The organism is Candidatus Rhodobacter oscarellae (assembly GCF_001078595.1).
GTDB lineage: Bacteria > Pseudomonadota > Alphaproteobacteria > Rhodobacterales > Rhodobacteraceae > Rhodobacter_B > Rhodobacter_B oscarellae.
On record NZ_LFTY01000002.1, the window covers coordinates 3585005 to 3601100 of the forward strand.

Annotated in this window: 19 protein-coding genes; 14 read left to right on the forward strand and 5 right to left on the reverse strand. The window is 66.0% G+C overall.

Annotation, left to right across the window (positions count from 1 at the left end):
* Nucleotides 1–17 precede the first annotated feature (17 nt).
* The 11 genes from thiD (at nt 18) to AIOL_RS21955 (ending at nt 8411) form a co-directional block, all read left to right on the forward strand.
* Nucleotides 18–821: a bifunctional hydroxymethylpyrimidine kinase/phosphomethylpyrimidine kinase gene (thiD, locus tag AIOL_RS21905; protein WP_049644937.1), complete on the forward strand. Its 804-nt coding sequence runs from the start codon at nt 18–20 to the stop codon at nt 819–821.
* Complete coding sequence (thiO, locus tag AIOL_RS21910; RefSeq protein ID WP_049644938.1) at nt 818–1795, forward strand: glycine oxidase ThiO; 978 nt, start codon at nt 818–820, stop codon at nt 1793–1795. Before thiD ends, thiO begins: the two co-directional genes overlap by 4 nt.
* Nucleotides 1779–1973 (forward strand): sulfur carrier protein ThiS, encoded by a 195-nt coding sequence (thiS, locus tag AIOL_RS21915; RefSeq protein ID WP_049644939.1) that lies wholly within the window; start codon nt 1779–1781, stop codon nt 1971–1973. The genes thiO and thiS overlap by 17 nt, the downstream gene beginning before the upstream one ends.
* 3 nt (nt 1974–1976) lie before the next feature.
* Nucleotides 1977–2747, forward strand: a complete 771-nt coding sequence (locus tag AIOL_RS21920; protein WP_049644940.1) for a thiazole synthase — start codon at nt 1977–1979, stop codon at nt 2745–2747.
* A complete protein-coding gene (locus AIOL_RS21925) occupies nt 2744–3343 on the forward strand; it encodes a thiamine phosphate synthase (protein WP_049644941.1) in 600 nt (199 codons plus the stop codon). Before AIOL_RS21920 ends, AIOL_RS21925 begins: the two co-directional genes overlap by 4 nt.
* The gene (locus AIOL_RS21930; RefSeq protein WP_082152835.1) at nt 3340–4308 is read left to right on the forward strand and encodes a HesA/MoeB/ThiF family protein; all 969 of its coding nucleotides are present in this window, start codon (nt 3340–3342) and stop codon (nt 4306–4308) included. The genes AIOL_RS21925 and AIOL_RS21930 overlap by 4 nt, the downstream gene beginning before the upstream one ends.
* Nucleotides 4309–4321: 13 nt before the next feature.
* Complete coding sequence (locus tag AIOL_RS21935) at nt 4322–5269, forward strand: ABC transporter substrate-binding protein (protein ID WP_049644943.1); 948 nt, start codon at nt 4322–4324, stop codon at nt 5267–5269.
* Nucleotides 5266–5937: a thiaminase II gene (gene tenA, locus AIOL_RS21940; RefSeq protein WP_049644944.1), complete on the forward strand. Its 672-nt coding sequence runs from the start codon at nt 5266–5268 to the stop codon at nt 5935–5937. Before AIOL_RS21935 ends, tenA begins: the two co-directional genes overlap by 4 nt.
* Entirely contained in the window at nt 5934–6662 is a 729-nt protein-coding gene (locus AIOL_RS21945; RefSeq protein WP_049644945.1) for an ABC transporter ATP-binding protein, read from the forward strand. The genes tenA and AIOL_RS21945 overlap by 4 nt, the downstream gene beginning before the upstream one ends.
* Nucleotides 6659–7408: an ABC transporter permease gene (locus tag AIOL_RS21950; RefSeq protein WP_394298930.1), complete on the forward strand. Its 750-nt coding sequence runs from the start codon at nt 6659–6661 to the stop codon at nt 7406–7408. Before AIOL_RS21945 ends, AIOL_RS21950 begins: the two co-directional genes overlap by 4 nt.
* A gap of 73 nt (nt 7409–7481) precedes the next feature.
* Nucleotides 7482–8411: an HlyD family efflux transporter periplasmic adaptor subunit gene (locus tag AIOL_RS21955; RefSeq protein WP_152912641.1), complete on the forward strand. Its 930-nt coding sequence runs from the start codon at nt 7482–7484 to the stop codon at nt 8409–8411.
* Here the strand turns inward: AIOL_RS21955 and AIOL_RS21960 are convergent.
* Nucleotides 8408–9124 (reverse strand): sterol desaturase family protein, encoded by a 717-nt coding sequence (locus AIOL_RS21960; protein WP_049644947.1) that lies wholly within the window; start codon nt 9122–9124, stop codon nt 8408–8410. The two genes, AIOL_RS21955 and AIOL_RS21960, sit on opposite strands and share 4 nt — an antisense overlap.
* A gap of 162 nt (nt 9125–9286) precedes the next feature.
* On the opposite strand from AIOL_RS21960, the gene AIOL_RS21965 reads away from it, so the two are divergent.
* Both AIOL_RS21965 and AIOL_RS21970 read left to right on the forward strand, forming a co-directional pair.
* Nucleotides 9287–10387 (forward strand): THUMP domain-containing class I SAM-dependent RNA methyltransferase, encoded by a 1101-nt coding sequence (locus tag AIOL_RS21965; RefSeq protein ID WP_049644948.1) that lies wholly within the window; start codon nt 9287–9289, stop codon nt 10385–10387.
* A 368-nt stretch (nt 10388–10755) separates the two neighbouring features.
* Nucleotides 10756–11583, forward strand: a complete 828-nt coding sequence (locus AIOL_RS21970; protein WP_049645611.1) for a TauD/TfdA dioxygenase family protein — start codon at nt 10756–10758, stop codon at nt 11581–11583.
* 32 nt (nt 11584–11615) lie between these two features.
* Here AIOL_RS21970 and AIOL_RS21975 read toward each other — a convergent pair whose 3' ends face one another.
* From AIOL_RS21975 to AIOL_RS21990, 4 genes are all read right to left on the reverse strand, one after another.
* Nucleotides 11616–11807 carry a DUF6324 family protein gene (locus AIOL_RS21975; RefSeq protein WP_049644949.1) on the reverse strand — a complete coding sequence of 64 codons (192 nt, stop codon included), beginning with the start codon at nt 11805–11807 and terminating at the stop codon, nt 11616–11618.
* Nucleotides 11808–11871: 64 nt separating this feature from the next.
* A complete protein-coding gene (locus AIOL_RS21980; RefSeq protein ID WP_049644950.1) occupies nt 11872–13242 on the reverse strand; it encodes a bifunctional 3-(3-hydroxy-phenyl)propionate/3-hydroxycinnamic acid hydroxylase in 1371 nt (456 codons plus the stop codon).
* A 389-nt stretch (nt 13243–13631) separates the two neighbouring features.
* Entirely contained in the window at nt 13632–14165 is a 534-nt protein-coding gene (locus AIOL_RS21985; RefSeq protein WP_082152735.1) for a VOC family protein, read from the reverse strand.
* Between the two features lie 62 nt (nt 14166–14227).
* Nucleotides 14228–15454 carry a cytochrome P450 gene (locus AIOL_RS21990; protein ID WP_049645612.1) on the reverse strand — a complete coding sequence of 409 codons (1227 nt, stop codon included), beginning with the start codon at nt 15452–15454 and terminating at the stop codon, nt 14228–14230.
* Between the two features lie 128 nt (nt 15455–15582).
* Between AIOL_RS21990 and pal the strand changes: the two genes are divergently transcribed.
* Complete coding sequence (gene pal / locus AIOL_RS21995) at nt 15583–16089, forward strand: peptidoglycan-associated lipoprotein Pal (RefSeq protein ID WP_049644952.1); 507 nt, start codon at nt 15583–15585, stop codon at nt 16087–16089.
* Nucleotides 16090–16096 lie beyond the last annotated feature (7 nt).

Genomic DNA, 16096 nt, shown 5'->3' on the forward strand with positions numbered 1-16096 from the left:
TTTTTTTGGAGGCCGATATGGCGCGCATCGCTTTGACAATCGCAGGCTCCGACAGCGGCGGCGGCGCGGGCATCCAGGCGGATCTAAAGGCCTTCTCGGCGCTGGGCGTATACGGCGCCAGCGTGATCACAGCGGTGACGGCGCAGAACACAAAGGCCGTGACGGCGGTGCATGGCATCCCATTGGACGTGGTCACGGCGCAGATCGAGGCGGTGCTGTCGGACCTGGACGTGGCGGCGGTGAAGATCGGCATGCTGGCAACCTCCGAGATCATCCACACGGTGGCCGAGGCCTTGGCGGGCTATGACGGGCCGGTGGTGCTGGACCCGGTGATGATCGCCAAATCCGGCGACGCTTTGCTGGCCGAGGAGGCCGTGGCGACGCTGCGCGAGGTGCTCTTGCCGCGGGCCACGGTGCTGACGCCGAACCTGCCGGAGGCGGGGGTGCTGCTGGGCGAGCCCCAGGCGATGAGCCGCGAGGAGATGCTCCGCCAAGGGGCGGCGCTCGGCGCCATGGGAGCGCGCGCGATCCTCATGAAGGGCGGCCATGGCGCGGGAGAGACCTGCCACGACGTGCTGATCTCTGGCGGCGAGGTGGTGGCGGAGTTCTCCGCGCCTCGCCTAGCGACCAAGAACACGCATGGGACGGGCTGCACATTGTCATCCTCCATCGCGGCGGGTCTGGCCAAGGGGCTGTCGCTTGAGGCGGCGGTGGGCGAAGCCCACGATTACCTACAGGGCGCTATCGGGGCGGCGGACGGGCTGGGCGTGGGCGCCGGTCACGGGCCCGTGCATCACTTCCACCGGGTCTGGCCCGCGTGACGACCTGGTCCGTCATAGGGGCCGGGGTTGCCGGGCTGGCGGTGGCGACCGAATTGATCGCCCGCGGCGCGGAAGTGCGGGTTTTTGACCCGCATGGCGCGCCGGGCCCGCATGGCTGCTCCTGGTGGGCGGGGGGCATGCTCGCGCCCTGGTGCGAGTATGAGAACGCCGAAGAGCCCGTGCTGCGCCTGGGCCAGCGGGCGGCGGATTGGTGGGCACGCCATACATGTGTCGAGCGCAAGGGCACGCTCGTTGTGGCCAACCCGCGCGACCTGCCCGACCTCAAGCGGTTTTCGCGCCGCACGCAGGCGCATACATGGCTCAGCGCCGACGAGATCGCCCGTACGGAGCCCGACCTGTCTGGCTTCCCACAGGCCTTGTTCTTCGCCGAGGAGGCACATCTGGACCCAAGGCAGGCACTGGCCTGTCTGGCCCAAGGGTTACGCGACGCAGGCGTCGCGATCCTGCCCGAGCGGGCTTCCGAGGGCTTGAGCAACGTGATCGACTGCCGCGGGCTGGCCGCCCGCGATCACCTGACTGACCTGCGCGGCGTGAAGGGCGAGATGCTGGTGATCCGCTGCCCGGATGTGACGCTAACCCGCCCGGTGCGGCTGCTGCACCCGCGCATGCCGCTCTATATCGTGCCCCGCGGCGGCGGCGTCTATATGCTCGGCGCGACCATGATCGAGAGCGAAGATCGCGGGCGCATCACTGCGCGTTCGATGCTGGAGCTGCTCTCGGCGGCATACGCGCTGAACCCCGCCTTCGGCGAGGCCGAGATCCTTGAGATCGGTGTGGATCTGCGCCCCGCCTTTCCTGACAACCTGCCGCGCGTGCGCCGCCGGGGTGGCACGATCTATGCCAACGGGCTCTACCGGCATGGCTACCTGTTGGCGCCCGCCGTGGCGCAGGCGGTGGCGGACCTGGCGCTAGAGAACAAGAGAACGGAGCTGGTCGATGAAGATCATCCTTAATGGCGAGACCTGCGAGGTGCGGGCAGAGACCCTTGCGGCCCTGCTGGAGGAGCGCGGCCTGTCAGGCCGCGTTGCCACCGCGGTGAACGAGGGTTTCGTGCCCGCGGGGCTGCGCGCGACGACCGCGCTCAAGGACGGCGACCGGGTGGAAATCCTCGCGCCGATGCAGGGGGGCTGAGCGATGCGTTCTTTCTACGGCACCAACTTGCCCAACCCGTTGATGCTGGGCACCGCGCAATACCCCAGCCCCGCGATCCTCGAGGACGCCTTTCGGCGCTCTGGCGCGGGCGTGGCCACCGTCTCGCTGCGCCGCGAGGGCGCGGGCGGCGCCGGTCAGGCCTTCTGGCAGATGATCCGCGACCTGGGCGTCCTGGTGCTGCCCAACACCGCGGGCTGCCACACCGTGAAAGAGGCCGTCACCACCGCGCAGATGGCGCGCGAGGTCTTCGGCACGCCCTGGATCAAGCTGGAGCTGATCGGGCACACGGACAGCCTGCAGCCGGATGTGTTTCAGTTGGTGGAGGCGGCCAAGATCCTCACCGACGAGGGCTTCCAGGTCTTCCCATACACCACTGAGGATCTGATCGTGGGCGAGCGCCTGCTCGCGGCGGGCTGCGAGGTGCTGATGCCCTGGGGCGCGCCCATTGGCTCCGGCCGCGGGCTAGCGAACGAATACGCGCTGCGGGCCATGCGGGCAGAGTTCCCGGACACGCCCCTGGTGGTGGACGCCGGCGTCGGGCTGCCGAGCCATGCCGCGCGGGCGATGGAGCTGGGCTATGACGCGGTGCTTTTGAACACCGCCGTGGCGCGCGCGGGCGACCCCGCGCAAATGGCCGTGGCCATGATGCGGGCTATCGAGGCCGGGCAGATGGCGCATGAGGCCGACCCGATCGAGCCGCGCGACATGGCCGCGCCGTCAACGCCTGTGATCGGAAAGGCATTCCTCTCATGACGACCCTAGACCGCTTCTACCCAATCTTTGACAGCGCGGACTGGCTGCGGCGCATGCTGCCGCTGGGCGTGAAACTGGTGCAGTTGCGCGTGAAGGATCGCGGCGAGACGGAGCTGCGCTCCGAGATCGCCGCCGCCCGCGACCTCTGCCGGGACCACGGCGCCGTGCTGGTGGTGAACGACCATTGGCAATTGGCCATAGAGCTGGGCTGTGATTGGGTGCATCTCGGTCAGGAGGATTTGGGCGACGCGGATCTGAAGGCGCTCAAGCGCTCCGGGATCAAGCTGGGCCTCTCAACCCATGACGAGGATGAACTGGAGCGCGCGCTGGGCTGTGAGCCTGACTATGTGGCGCTGGGGCCGGTCTATCCGACGATCCTGAAGAAGATGAAATGGCACCAGCAGGGCCTGCCACGGCTCACCGAGTGGAAGGTGCGCGTAGGCGCGGTCCCGTTGGTGGGCATCGGCGGGATGTCGGTCGAGCGCGCACCGGGGGTGTTCGAGGCTGGGGCCGACATCGTCTCGGCAGTCACGGATATCACGCTGAACGACGACCCCGAGGCGCGGGTGCGCGCGTGGCTGGAGGTGACAAGGTGAGCCGCTACGCTAGGCAAGAGATCCTGCCCGAGGTCGGCGCCGCAGGCCAATCGCGCCTCGCAGCGGCGCGGATCCTTGTGGTGGGCGCGGGCGGGCTGGCCGCGCCGGCGCTGCCGCTCCTGGCGGGCGCCGGAGTGGGGCAAATCACCATTGTGGACCCGGACGTGGTGAGCCTGACGAACCTGCACCGGCAGACGCTCTTCTCCGAGCAGGACGTCGGCCTTTTGAAGGCCGAGATCGCCTGCCGTCGCTGCCAAGCCCTGAATTCCGAGATTGCGGTGCTGGCGGTGCCTGAGGCGCTGACGCCCGCGAATGCGGGCGCGCTGGTGGGCGCGGCGGACTTGGTGCTCGATTGCGCCGACAGCTATGCGGCGAGCTACATCCTGTCCGATAGCTGCCTTGCTGCGGGAAAGCCGCTGATCAGCGCCTCGGCGCTGGGGCTGAGCGGCTATGTGGGCGGGTTCTGCGGCGGAGCGCCCTCTCTGCGGGCGGTCTTCCCGGACGCCCCGGAGAGCGGCGCAAGCTGCGCCACGGCAGGGGTGCTTGGCCCGGTGGTGGGCATGCTCGGCGCGATGCAGGCGCAGATGGCGCTGGGGTTGCTCATTGCGCCCTGCGGGCACTCCTCGCCGCTTGGACAGGTCGTCAATCTTGACGCGATGAGCCTGCGCACCAGCATATTCCGCTTCGATGATGCGCCCGAACCTGAGCTGCGGTTCTCCTTTGCCGCCCGAGCCGATCTCAACGATGGGGACACCATCGTCGATCTGCGCGGGCACCAGGAGGCCCCGGAACCGATACACCCCGCAGCGCGGCGCGTCGCGCCGCAGGACATCTCTAGGATTGCGCCCCGCCAGGGTCGCCTTGCCCTGGCCTGCGCCACCGGTCTGCGCGCCTGGCGCGCTGCCGAAACCCTTCACCCCGATTGGCCTGGCGAGATTGTTCTCGTCGCAGCCTCCGCTTCGTAAACAGAGGATCAAAATGAAACACTTTCTCACTACACTGGCCCTGTTGGCCGCCGCGCCCGCGACGGCGCAGGACAAGATGACGCTCCTGCTGGACTGGTTCATCAACCCCGATCACGGCCCAATCATCATCGCTGAGGAGAACGGCTATTTTGCCGAGGAACGCCTGGAGGTCGAGGTGATCGCCCCCGCCGACCCCTCCGCCCCGCCGCGCCTTGTGGCCGCGGGCCAGGGCGACCTGGCCGTCTCCTACCAGCCGCAGCTGCACCTGCAGATCCATGAGGGACTGCCGCTCAAACGCGTGGGCACGCTGGTGGCGACCCCGCTGAACTGCCTGCTCACCCTGGCGGACGGCCCGGTGCAGTCCCTTGCCGACCTTAAGGGCAAGAAGATCGGCTTCTCGGTCGCCGGTGTCGAGGAGGCGGTGCTGACGGCGATGCTCAAGCCCCACGGGATCACGCTGGACGATATCGAGCTGGTCAACGTGAACTTCTCGCTCTCCCCCGCCGTCATGTCCGGCCAGGTGGACGCCGTGATCGGCGCCTTCCGGAACTTCGAGCTGAACCAGATGGAGATCGAGGGCGTCGAGGGGCACTGCTATTACATCGAAGAGGAGGGCGTGCCGCCCTATGACGAGCTGATCTATGTGGCCAACCCCGACCGGATGGACGCCGACATGATCGCCCGCTTCCTGGCCGCCACGGAGAAGGCCACGCAGTTCATCGTCAACAACCCCGAGAAAAGCTGGGAGATCTTCGCCGCGACCTCGGTCGAGCTGCAGGACGAGCTAAACGCGCGCGCCTGGGTCGACACCCTGCCGCGCTTTGCGCTGCGCCCCGCTGGGTTCGATCATGGTCGCTACGCGCGGTTCGAGAGCTTCTTGGTGGAAAGTGGCCTGATCGAGAGCGAGAACCCGGTCAGCGCGATCAGCATCGACGTCACAGCCGAGACCGCGGGGCAATGAGCTATGGGCGTGCCTTCCCGCTGATGCGGGGCGCCGCACGCGACGCGTGGCGGGATTACACCCGCCATGCCTTCGTGGAGGGGCTGCGGGATGGGAGCCTCCCGCGGGAGGCGTTCCTGCACTACTTGCGGCAAGACTATGTGTTCCTGATCCACTTCTCCCGCGCCTGGGCCCTGGCGGTGGTCAAGGCCGAGACCCACGCAGAGATGCTCACCGCCGTGGGCACGGTGAACGCACTGGTGGCGGAAGAGATGCAGCTCCATATCGGGATCTGCGCGGCGGCGGGGATCCCGCAAGAGGAGCTCTTCGCGACCCCGGAGCGGGCCGAGAACCTGGCCTATACGCGGTTTGTGCTGGAGGCGGGCTATAGCGGCGATCTGCTGGATCTGCTGGCTGCGCTGGCGCCCTGCGTGATGGGCTATGGCGAGATCGGCGCGCGCTTGGCGGCGGAGAAGACATCCGACACTTACGGCGACTGGATCGGCACCTATGCGGGCGCGGATTATCAAGGCGCCTGCGTGGCGGTGGGCGAGATGCTCGACAGCGCCTTGGAGCGCCGTCTGGGCGCGGATTTCACCGCCTCGCCGCGCTGGGATCGCCTGTGCCGGACCTTCCGCACGGCGACCGAGCTAGAGGTGAACTTCTGGCAGATGGGGCTCACACCGTGAGCCAAGCGCCCGGCATCACGGTCAAAGGCCGGGCGGAGATCGGCGGCGCGCGGCTCTTCGCGCCGCTGACGCTGGAGCTGGCGCCGGGTGCCTGGACCTGCCTGCTGGGCGGCTCTGGCGTGGGCAAGTCCACGATCCTGCGGCTGGTGGCGGGGCTAGAGACCGAGGCCGCGTTCACCGGCGACATAAGCGCCAGCGATGGCGGGCCGGTGGCGCCGCGGGTGGGTTACATGGCGCAGGACGACCTGCTGCTGCCCTGGGCCAGCGTAGCCCAGAACATCGCCCTTGGTCCTAGGCTGCGCGGCGATCCTACGGAGCGTGATCGCCTCGCGGGGCTGATGGCGCGCGTTGGCCTCAATGAGCACGCCCAGAAACGCCCGTATGCGCTGTCCGGCGGACAGCGGCAGCGCGTGGCGCTGGCCAGGACGCTGATGGAGGACAAGCCGGTGATCCTGCTGGACGAGCCGTTCTCGGCGCTGGACGCCCGCACGCGGGCCGAGATGCAGGACCTAGCGGTGGAGCTGCTCGCAGGGCGCACGGTGCTGGTGGTGACACATGATCCCGGCGAGGCGGCGCGGTTGGGGCATTCGGTGCAGGTGATGACGCCGGAGGGGCTGACTGAGGTGACGCCGCCTAAGGCTGCGATCCCCCGCGGGGTGGACGCGCAAGAGACGCTGGCGTGCCAGGCGGACCTGATGCGCCATTTGATGGCGCTCGCAGCGTGACCCGCGCCCTGATCAAAGCCTGGCCCGCCCTGGCCGCCACGGCGTTCGCGCTGGCGATCTGGCAGGCCATCGTCACGCTCAGCGGCGTGCCGCGCTTTATCCTTCCTGCGCCCGCCCTGGTGGCCGAGACCTGGTGGACTAACCGCTGGGTGATCGCCGAGCACGCCTGGATCACCGCCGTTGAGGTCTTCCTCGGCCTGGGTATCGGCGCGCTGGTGGGCGTCGCCACGGCGATCCAGCTGGCCACCAGCCGCTATGCGCGGCTGCTGGTGCAGCCGGTCCTGGTCTTCACCCAGGCGCTGCCGGTCTTCGCCCTGGCGCCGATCCTGACGCTCTGGCTGGGGTTCGGGCTGTCCTCGAAGGTGCTGATGTGCGTGCTGATCGTCTACTTCCCGGTGGCGGCGTCCTTCCTGGACGGGCTCTTGCGCACCCCGCCGGGCTATCTGGACCTGGCGCGCACGATGCAGGCGCGGCCCGGCCAGGTGCTGTGGCGCATCCGCGTGCCCGCCGCACTTCCATCGCTGGCCTCGGGGCTGCGGTTGGCGGCGGTCTACGCGCCCATCGGTGCAGTGATCGGCGAGTGGGTGGGGGCCTCGCGCGGGCTTGGCTACCTGATGCTGCTTGCGAATGGGCGGTCAAAGACCGACCTGATGTTCGCGGCGCTGCTGACGCTGGGCGTCTTCTCGGTGCTCTTGCATCTGGGCGTGCGGGCGCTGACCCGGCGGATGGTCCGCGAGGAAGTCTAAAGAATAGCCGAATCGCAAAAAGGCGCTAAGGTTACCCCTGATCTGCCAGACAAGCCGCCCATTGAGGACCGCCATGACACCGAGACTGCCTTTGACCGCCCTCGCGCTCGCCCTTGTTCCCTTCACCGCGGGCGCCGACGACGCAGAGACCTATTTTGGGACCGTGCGGGCTAGCGAGATTGACGGGCTATCCTTTGAGGCCCGTGGGTGCATCGTGGAGATCTCGGATGCGGCTAAGACCGCGCGCCGCGCGGCGGGGGGGCAGGTGTTGGTGCGGCTGGACGCGCAGCGCGCCGAGCTGGCGGTTGTGACCGCCGAGGCGCGCCTGGCAGAGCTCGCCGCCCAGGTCGAGGAGCGCGAGCTTTCGCTCGCCGCGGCCCGCGCCGACGACCTGCGCCGCCAGGAAGAGCGCGACTTCGTCGAGGAGGAATTCCAACGCAACAGCGTCATGCTGGGCCGCGGGCTGATCAACGAGACCACGATGGACGGGATCGAGCGGCGGTTCATGGATGCGCGGTTCACGGCGGAGCGCGCCAAAGAGGCGATCTCGACCGCCGAGGCGGCGCTGAAACGCGCGCAGATCGCGCTAGAGATCGGCACGCTCGACATGCAATCGGCGCAGATCGATCTGTCCAAGTACACTCTTTCCGCGCCCTATGACGGCGTGCTCGTGGGCTTTGAGGCCAGCGTGGGCGACTGCGTGCAGGACGGCGCCCTCGCCGCGCGCATCTACAAGCCGGACCAGAAATCGGTTGACGTGTTCCTGCCGATCCGGCGGCTCGCGGCGCCAGAGGCCTCGGCGCTGTCCATTGGCGGCGCGGTCACCGTGGAACGCGTGACGGGCGAGACCTGCGGCGGCGCGATCACCCGCATCGACACCGAGGCCGACACCGAGACGCAGTTCGTCGAGGCCACGGTCGAGATCGACCCGGCCTGCGCGCCCGGGATCTTCCTGAACGAGGCGGTGGAGGTACAGCCGGTGGAGACGGCCGAGGACGCCTAGGCGCTTTTGCTGCGCGGCGTTTGGGTGATGCCAAAGGCCTTGCGCGCCGTCACCAGCCGCAGATCCTCGGGGTCCATGCCCATCGAAAGGATGCGTTCGCCGTCATAGCGGGTCTTGGCATCCTCACGGTCGTAGGTCGTGCCCATCAGCCGGTCGATCCAGCCCATGCCAAAGCTGACATGGAACGTGGTCTCGTGGTCGTTGAAGTGGTGCTTCATATGGCTTTGGGTGACGCGTTGCCCGAACCAGCCCTTGGGTACCTTCACATGGGCCAGCGTGTGGCAGAACTCATAGAACGCATAGGCCGAGACCGAGCCCACAAACAGCGCCACCACAGCGAATTGCGCCGCGAAGGCGAGCCCGGTGAAGGGCCAAAGCACCGCCAAGTGCAAGAGCACCGAAATCAGCCCGAACCGGACCGCGAACCAATGGTCGTCGCCGGTGAAGAACTCGGGATCGTTGGGGAACTCGTGATGCCCGATATGCGTGCGGTAGAGCGCGTTAAAGGCGCTCTGCTCGGCGGGCGGGTCGCGGTGGTAGAGAAAGCGGTGCATCACATATTCGACGAAGAATTGCATCACCACGCCATACACAAGCGCCAAGAGCAGCCAGGTGCTGAACCAAAGCACCAGAACGGCGAGCCCCACGAGCCAAAGCGGGAAGAGCCGTCGCAGATGCCCCATCCGCATCACGATGCTGAGGGTCTCGCGCATGAGTTCTCTCCTTGGGCGTCACCTCTCAAGGACTAACCGCGCGCGGGACCAAAATCCATACGTTCCGCAGCGTTCCGATCGTCGCGCTTGGCGGCGATTTTTGTACCGCTGCGCCCTCGCTGATCGCTGGCCACGCCACGCCAGCCGCGCTATCCAGCGCAGATGAGCGTGCTGTTTGACATATTCCTCGTGGTGCCGCCGGGACTTGAGGCGCATCTGGCCGAGGAGGCCCGCGCGGGCGGTTTCGCGGTGCAATCCGTGGACCCTGGTGGGGTCACGGTGCAGGGAGACTGGACCGAGGTCTGGCGCGCCAATCTGCAGCTGCGCGGTGCGACGCGGGTGCTGGTGCGCCTGGCCGAGTTCCGCGCCATGCACCTGGCGCAGCTCGACAAGCGCGCCCGCCGCCTGGCCTGGTCCGACTGGTTGCGGCCCGGCACGCCGGTCGAGGTCGAGGCCACCTGCCGCAAGTCCAAGATATACCACAACCGCGCCGCATCCGAGCGCGTGCAGAACGCCATAACCGAGGCCATCGGCTCTGGTGATGGCGACCCCGAGCTCACGGTCAAGCTGCGTATCGAAGACGACATGGTCACGATAAGCTTGGACTCTTCCGGGGACGCGCTGCATCGGCGCGGGCATAAATTGCGTCTCAATAAGGCCCCCATGCGCGAGAACCTGGCGGCGCTCTTCCTGCGCGCGGCGGGCTTCGACGGGACGATGCCGCTCTATGACCCGATGTGTGGGTCTGGGACCTTCCCGATAGAGGCGGCCGAGATTGCCGCCGGGCTCTACCCAGGCCGCTCGCGCGCGTTTGCGTTCCAGCAGCTTGCCAGCTACGCGCCGGAAGCGTTCGAGCGGATGAAGCGCCGCCTCGCCCCGGTGCCGCCGGCGCGCTTTTTTGGCTCTGACCGCGATACCGGCGCCGTTAAGATGAGCCAAGAGAACGCCGAACGCGCCGGTGTTTCTCACCTGGCGGCGTTCCATCACGCCGCGATTAGCGACGCCAAACCTCCCACGGACCAGCCCGGCCTGGTGATCGTAAACGCTCCCTATGGCGGGCGGATCGGCAACAAAAAGCCGCTCTTTGGGCTCTACGGGGCCTTCGGGCAGGTCATGAAGGAAAGGTTTCAGGGCTGGCGTGTGGCTCTGATTACCTCGGATGGCGGACTGGCCAAGGCCAGCGGCCTGCCGTTTGCGCCACCCGGTCCCGTTGTGGATCATGGCGGAATTGGCATCAGGCTTTGGCAGACAAAGGCGCTTTGAGACGTCGGGACGACTGTGGTTGCAATCAAAATTTGTTGCTGCGTTCGGCCAGGAGCGGGCATTGGCGCGCCGCAATTTTCTTGCAAGAAAATTGCGAAACTCTTCCAAGAGTTTCTTCAGCGCGCCTCGGAATGATTCTTCTATCCCAACCTCTTACCGGCCTGCGGGCCCACTTTCCTTGGAAGGAAAGTGCAAATCTCTTGCAAGAGATTTGGCGCACCCTAAGGCCTGCTCCAGGCCAAAACCAATCCCGCCGCCGCAGTAATGACGGGATCACTCTGGCTTTCTGAAGCTTGAATGAGATCCCAAGGTGTATTGCAAAATGAGGGGTCCTGATGTTCCATCCACCCGGTTAGGTGGAGGCACGCATGGAGATCAAACAACTCACCGGTGGGCTTGGCGCAGAGATCATCGGTGCCGACATCCGCAACGCGGCTCAGTTTGCGGCGATCCACGAGGCCTTCGCCGAGCATTCGGTCATCGTCATCCGGGCGCAAAGCATCACCCCCGACGAACATCTGGCCTTTGCCGAGCGCTTCGGCGCGATCAACGTCAACCGTTTCTTTAAGCCAGTTGAAAGCCACCCGCGCATCGCCATGGTCTTTAAGGACCGCGATCAGACGAAGGTGATCGGCGAGCAATGGCACACGGACCATTCCTACGACGACATCCCGGCGATGTGTTCGATCCTGCATGCCATAGAGGTGCCGCAAACCGGCGGCGACACTGTTTTTGCCTCAATGGGCATGGCCTACGAGCATCTTTCTCCTGTGATGCAGGAATTCGTCGGCGGCCTGCGGGCCTGGCATTCCAGCCGGCACGCCTTTGGGGTGGCGGTCGCGGAGGCAGAGACCGCAAAGGACGGGCGCATTGGAAACGCTGCCGCCGCCACCCAGGACGCTTTGCACCCGGTGGTGATCCGGCACCCGCTCTCAGGGCGGGCGGGTCTTTATGTGAACCCGGATTTCACCACGCGGATCGAGGGGCTTTCTGAAGAGGAATCGGACGCGATCCTGCAAATGCTCTTCCGCCATTGCGAGCGGCCTGAGTTCCATTGCCGCATCCGGTGGCAGGCGGGGGACGTGACCATGTGGGACAACCGTGCCACCTGGCATAAGGCGATCAACGATTACCCGGGCCAGCGCAGGCTCATGCATCGCGTGACGGTGGAGGGCTGCGCATTGGACGCGGCCTAGGCGCGCGCTCTAAGTGGCCGCCCGGCAGATTGCTATTTCTTCTGCATCGCGCGGGCGCTGGCCGCGGCGGCTCGGATCTCTTCGGCGATCTCTTCGGCCTCTTCTGGATCGAAATCCATCGGGATCTGCGCGCCGCCGCCCTCGACGTATAGCCGCACCATGCCCTCATTCGTGGGGCCGATCTGCAGATTGGCCTCGATGTCGGATTCAGAGTTGATGCCCATGGGTTGAGCCTTTGCCGATTGCGCGGCTTGCGGGGTAGCGGAGCCGCACGCGCATGGCAAGCTCTTAGGCCAGATGTTGGTTGAGCTGCTCGGCCAGCGTGACAAGCTCTGGGTCACTGGCCGGGCCGAGAGCGTAGCCGTCCGGGCGGATGATCGCGCCCTTGCAGGCGTGCTCGGCCAGCCAGTCCTCGGCGCCGTCGAATTTGGGGAGCGTCCCCGCGGCCGCCCCGGCGCCGAGCGCGTAGAAGCGGTGCCCCGCTGCGTCATCAGCCTTGCCGTTGGGGGTGAGCACCTGCGGTGCCAGTGACCCGCCGATCCCGTCCCTGGGACCAAGGCCCGGGCCGAGATCCGGCCAGATTGACCTCATCTGCCCCTGCGGGATCAGCCCCGCGGCGGTCTGGTTGATCAAGCGACCAAGGGCGACGGACTTTTCAATGAAGGCACGCACATTGGCCGCGCGCTCCGGGCCGTACGTCCCCAGCAGCGCCTGGTCCGCGCCACGCAGCACCGCCAGGAGCTTCCACCACAGGTTCGCCGCGTCGCGTATGCCCGCGCACATGCCCTGGCCCATAAAGGGCGGCATCTGGTGTGCGGCGTCTCCGGCCAACAGGATGCGGCCTTGCTCCCAATGCTCTGCGATCCGAGAGCGGAAGGTGTAGATCGCGCCGCGCTCCAGCACGGCATCCCGCGGCGTGATCCAACGCCTGAGCCGCTGCCAGATCATCTCTTCGGGCATTGGGTCGGGGTCGCCGTCGCTAAGCCGAAGCTCCCACCGGCGCCAGTTGCCCACCCCGCGCACATAGGTCCCGGGCGCCTCAGGATCGCAGAACTGGATCGAGTAATCGCCAAGGTCGTCGCGCGGACGGGTCAGACGCAGATCGACCACCAGCCAGCGCTCTTGAAATCCCAGATCCTCCAGCGCAATGCCAAGCGCCTGCCGGGTGACGGAGCCGGTGCCGTCGGCGCCGATCGCAAAGCGCGCCCGGTGCTGCGTGCCAGAGCCGAGGGTGAGCGTGACCGCATCGCCCGATTGCGACAGCCGGATGACCTCGGCGCCGGTGACGAGGCGCACGTTTGGGTAATCCACCAGCGCGTCGCGCAGCGCCGCCTCCAGCCCAGGTTGAAAGAAGCGGTAGCTTTCGTACCAGCCCATCGGCCCGATCTCTTGCGCGCGGGACCAGTCCACCAAAGTCTCGCCCGCACCGTTCTGAAACAGCATCCCCTTGCCGACATGCGTGTGCGGCAGGACGGCCTGGGCCACCCCCGCGGCCTGAAAAACACGCATCACCTCGCCGTCGAAATGGATCGCGCGCGGCATTGGGTAAGGTTCAGGCTGCTTTTCGAGAACCAGGACGGATGCACCGCGGCGGCCCAGCAGATTGGCGAGCGTCAAACCCACCGGCCCGCCACCGATCACTGCAACATCTGTGTCCATATACCCCGTCCGGTGGTTTCTGTTCGGCTTGGCGGCCCTGGCGTCACTCTAGGGGCACTTTTCATGGAGGGGAAACATCTCCGTGGGTGTTTACTGAATATAAACCAGAATCGAAGTTAGGTTAGGGCCATTGCCGCCATGCAGGCCGCTGGGGCTAGGGGGCTGCGCCGGTTCGGCCGCGTCATGAAATCTGGAGGAAAGCACATGTCATCAGAGTGGATTGAGTTTGCGGGAGTAGGCCCACCAGCCCCGCGCTAAAAAGTTCATTATTTGTTCGCTCGAATCGGCCGATGATAGGGGCGGGTGGACGGGGGAACTACCGCAGAAATTTTAAAAATTTCTGGCGGTTGCCCGATTTCACGTGTCGCGCGCTAATTTGCCGCCGACCGCTAAAGTTCCTCGGTTCGCGTGCCTTCCAACCGATCCCCATAGACGCTGCGATGGGTGCCGTCTGGATCAATCAAGGCAAGATCGCAAAAAATCTCGATCCGGTGCCCGTCGGGGTCCAGGATATAGACGGCCTCGTTCTCGCCCCAGGACCCGTCACCGCGCGCCTGAGTGAAGGAATGCAGGACCGGTCCGCGCACGATTTCGACGTCCATGGCCTCGACGCGGGCCACGAAGGCGATCCACTCTTCGCGATTGTCGCATTCCAGGGCAAAATGGTGGAAATTCACTGGCCCGGCCCGGTCTTCCTGCGGCAAGGGTTTCCGGGTGCTTTCCTTGTGTGGGTTGTGCACCAGGACGATCTCGTGATGTACCTCGCCCAACCGCATGAATGTCAGCTCCACCGGGATGTCCGGGTGCTCGTGCGCCGGGTGGCGCTCGGTCAGTTTAAAGCCCAGGACCTCGCGGTACCACGCGATAGAGCGTTCCGGGTCGCGGACCTCGATGGCCACGTGCTGCATGCATTTGGGGTACATTTCACTATGCTCCTGACGGGGCGGTTGGGCTGCGTATTTGTGATGAGAAGAAGCCCATCGGGTCAAGCTGTTCGCACATGAAGCGCCGAGACCTCGCGAAACCGCAGCCGGGGAGCGATTTTGGCGGGTGCCTCAAGCGACAGCCTGGGGAAGCGATCAAAGAGCTTCTGGAATGCGATCGCGGCCTCCAAGCGGGCCAGCGCGTTGCCCGCGCAGATGTGGATGCCAAGCCCAAAGGAAAAATGCCTGTTGGGGCGACGCGTGATGTCGAAACGGTCGGGCTGCGCGAACTGGGCGGGATCTCGGTTCGCCGCGGCGACGATCATGTGCACCGAACTGCCCGCCTTTAGAGTGACGTCGCCCAGCCGGGCCTCCGCGACTGAGCGGCGGTTGTTGATCTGGATCGGCGCTTGATAGCGCAGCACCTCCTCGACCATCGGCTCGATCAGGCCCGGGTCGGCGCGCAGCCGCGCGATCTGATCAGGGTGGCGCAGCATCTCGTGCACCCCGTGGCTGATCATATTGGTGGAGGTCTCATGCCCGGCGTTCAGCATGAAGATGCAGGCGTGCAGAAGCTCTAGCTCGGAAAGCCGCTCGCCGTCTGCCTCGGCGTCGGCCATGACGGTCAGGACCTCGGTGGGCTGCGCCTCGTTGGGATGCGCGCGCCGGTGTCGGATCAGCCCGCGCAGGTAATCCTTGAACTCCACAACGGCGCGGTTGCCCGCATCTAGCTGCGCCGGCGTCAGCTTCGGCTCAAGCGCCGTTAGGATGGCAAGCGCCCAGTCGCGGATCAGCATCCGGTCCTGTCCGGGCACGCCGAGCATGTCGCAGACCACCTCGATGGGCAGCTTGAACGAGAACCCCTCGACCAATTCCATCCCGCCCTGATCGGCAAGCTGGTCGAGATAGCCATCCACCAGCGCGGCGATGCGTTCTTCGAACGCTGCGAGCGCCCGCCGCGTGAAGGCGAATTGAAAGAGCTTGCGGATGCGGGTGTGGTCCGGCGGGTCGGTGAACACGACCGAGGTGGTATGGTGCTCGTAAAGCGGCGCGCCGGGTCCGAATTTTGGCGCGAAGTCCGCCTTTTTATCCGACGACCAGACCGCGGGGTCACGATAGACCTGCGCGATGTCGGCGTAGCGGGTCAGCACATAGGTGCCATCTGGGTTGCGGTGCACTGGCGCCTGCGTCCGAAGCGTGGCCAAATAGGGGTAGGGATCGTCCAGATAGCCCGCAGGCACGTTCAGCAGGTCGAATTCCGCTGGCTCGAAATTGGGCGTCGCGTCCATGCCCAAGTTGCAGCGGCTGCGCGCGCGCGTGTCAAGCTGTATCTCCAACGAGACTGTGCGTTCCCAAGCGCAATAGAACCTGCTAAACTGTAAGCAATCGAGCAACAATATGGTCAAAGGCAACAAAAATGACCTTCTATAACAAATCCCTCTTACTGGTCGCTGGGCTGGCCCTGGCCGCTTGCACCAACCCAAGCCAATTCGGATCTGAAAACCGGGTAGACCTGAACGCTTCTGGCTCGAGCGCCAGCGCTTCTTTTGATCCGGCAACGCCTGCCTATTTCACGGAAATCATCGGCGACCGCGTGCTTTTTGAGGTGGATCAAAGCACCCTGAACGCGGACGCGCGCAACGTCCTGGCTGGGCAGGCCCAGTGGTTATTGAACAATGGCGGCTTCACGGTTCAGATCGAGGGCCACGCGGACGAGCAAGGTACGCGTGAGTACAACCTCGCCCTGGGCGCCCGTCGCGCCAGCGCGGTGCAGCAATACCTGATCAGCCAAGGCGTGGCCGCCAACCGGCTGCGCACCGTGACCTATGGCAAGGAACGCCCGCTGGAGATCTGCTCTGACGAGACCTGCTATGCCAAGAACCGTCGCGCGGTGACGGTGTTGGCCTCTGGTCTGACAAGCTAAGGGTGGC

Excerpts from the sequence above, each read along its gene's own strand:
- thiD (WP_049644937.1), top strand. The coding sequence starts at position 18 with ATGGCGCGCATCGCTTTGACAATCGCAGGCTCCGACAGCGGCGGCGGC.
- thiS (WP_049644939.1), top strand. The coding sequence starts at position 1,779 with ATGAAGATCATCCTTAATGGCGAGACCTGCGAGGTGCGGGCAGAGACC.
- AIOL_RS21920 (WP_049644940.1), top strand. The coding sequence starts at position 1,977 with ATGCGTTCTTTCTACGGCACCAACTTGCCCAACCCGTTGATGCTGGGC.
- AIOL_RS21925 (WP_049644941.1), top strand. The coding sequence starts at position 2,744 with ATGACGACCCTAGACCGCTTCTACCCAATCTTTGACAGCGCGGACTGG.
- AIOL_RS21935 (WP_049644943.1), top strand. The coding sequence starts at position 4,322 with ATGAAACACTTTCTCACTACACTGGCCCTGTTGGCCGCCGCGCCCGCG.
- tenA (WP_049644944.1), top strand. The coding sequence starts at position 5,266 with ATGAGCTATGGGCGTGCCTTCCCGCTGATGCGGGGCGCCGCACGCGAC.
- AIOL_RS21955 (WP_152912641.1), top strand. The coding sequence starts at position 7,482 with ATGACACCGAGACTGCCTTTGACCGCCCTCGCGCTCGCCCTTGTTCCC.
- AIOL_RS21960 (WP_049644947.1), bottom strand. The coding sequence starts at position 9,124 with ATGCGCGAGACCCTCAGCATCGTGATGCGGATGGGGCATCTGCGACGG.
- AIOL_RS21965 (WP_049644948.1), top strand. The coding sequence starts at position 9,287 with ATGAGCGTGCTGTTTGACATATTCCTCGTGGTGCCGCCGGGACTTGAG.
- AIOL_RS21970 (WP_049645611.1), top strand. The coding sequence starts at position 10,756 with ATGGAGATCAAACAACTCACCGGTGGGCTTGGCGCAGAGATCATCGGT.
- AIOL_RS21975 (WP_049644949.1), bottom strand. The coding sequence starts at position 11,807 with ATGGGCATCAACTCTGAATCCGACATCGAGGCCAATCTGCAGATCGGC.
- AIOL_RS21980 (WP_049644950.1), bottom strand. The coding sequence starts at position 13,242 with ATGGACACAGATGTTGCAGTGATCGGTGGCGGGCCGGTGGGTTTGACG.
- AIOL_RS21985 (WP_082152735.1), bottom strand. The coding sequence starts at position 14,165 with ATGTACCCCAAATGCATGCAGCACGTGGCCATCGAGGTCCGCGACCCG.
- AIOL_RS21990 (WP_049645612.1), bottom strand. The coding sequence starts at position 15,454 with ATGGACGCGACGCCCAATTTCGAGCCAGCGGAATTCGACCTGCTGAAC.
- pal (WP_049644952.1), top strand. The coding sequence starts at position 15,583 with ATGACCTTCTATAACAAATCCCTCTTACTGGTCGCTGGGCTGGCCCTG.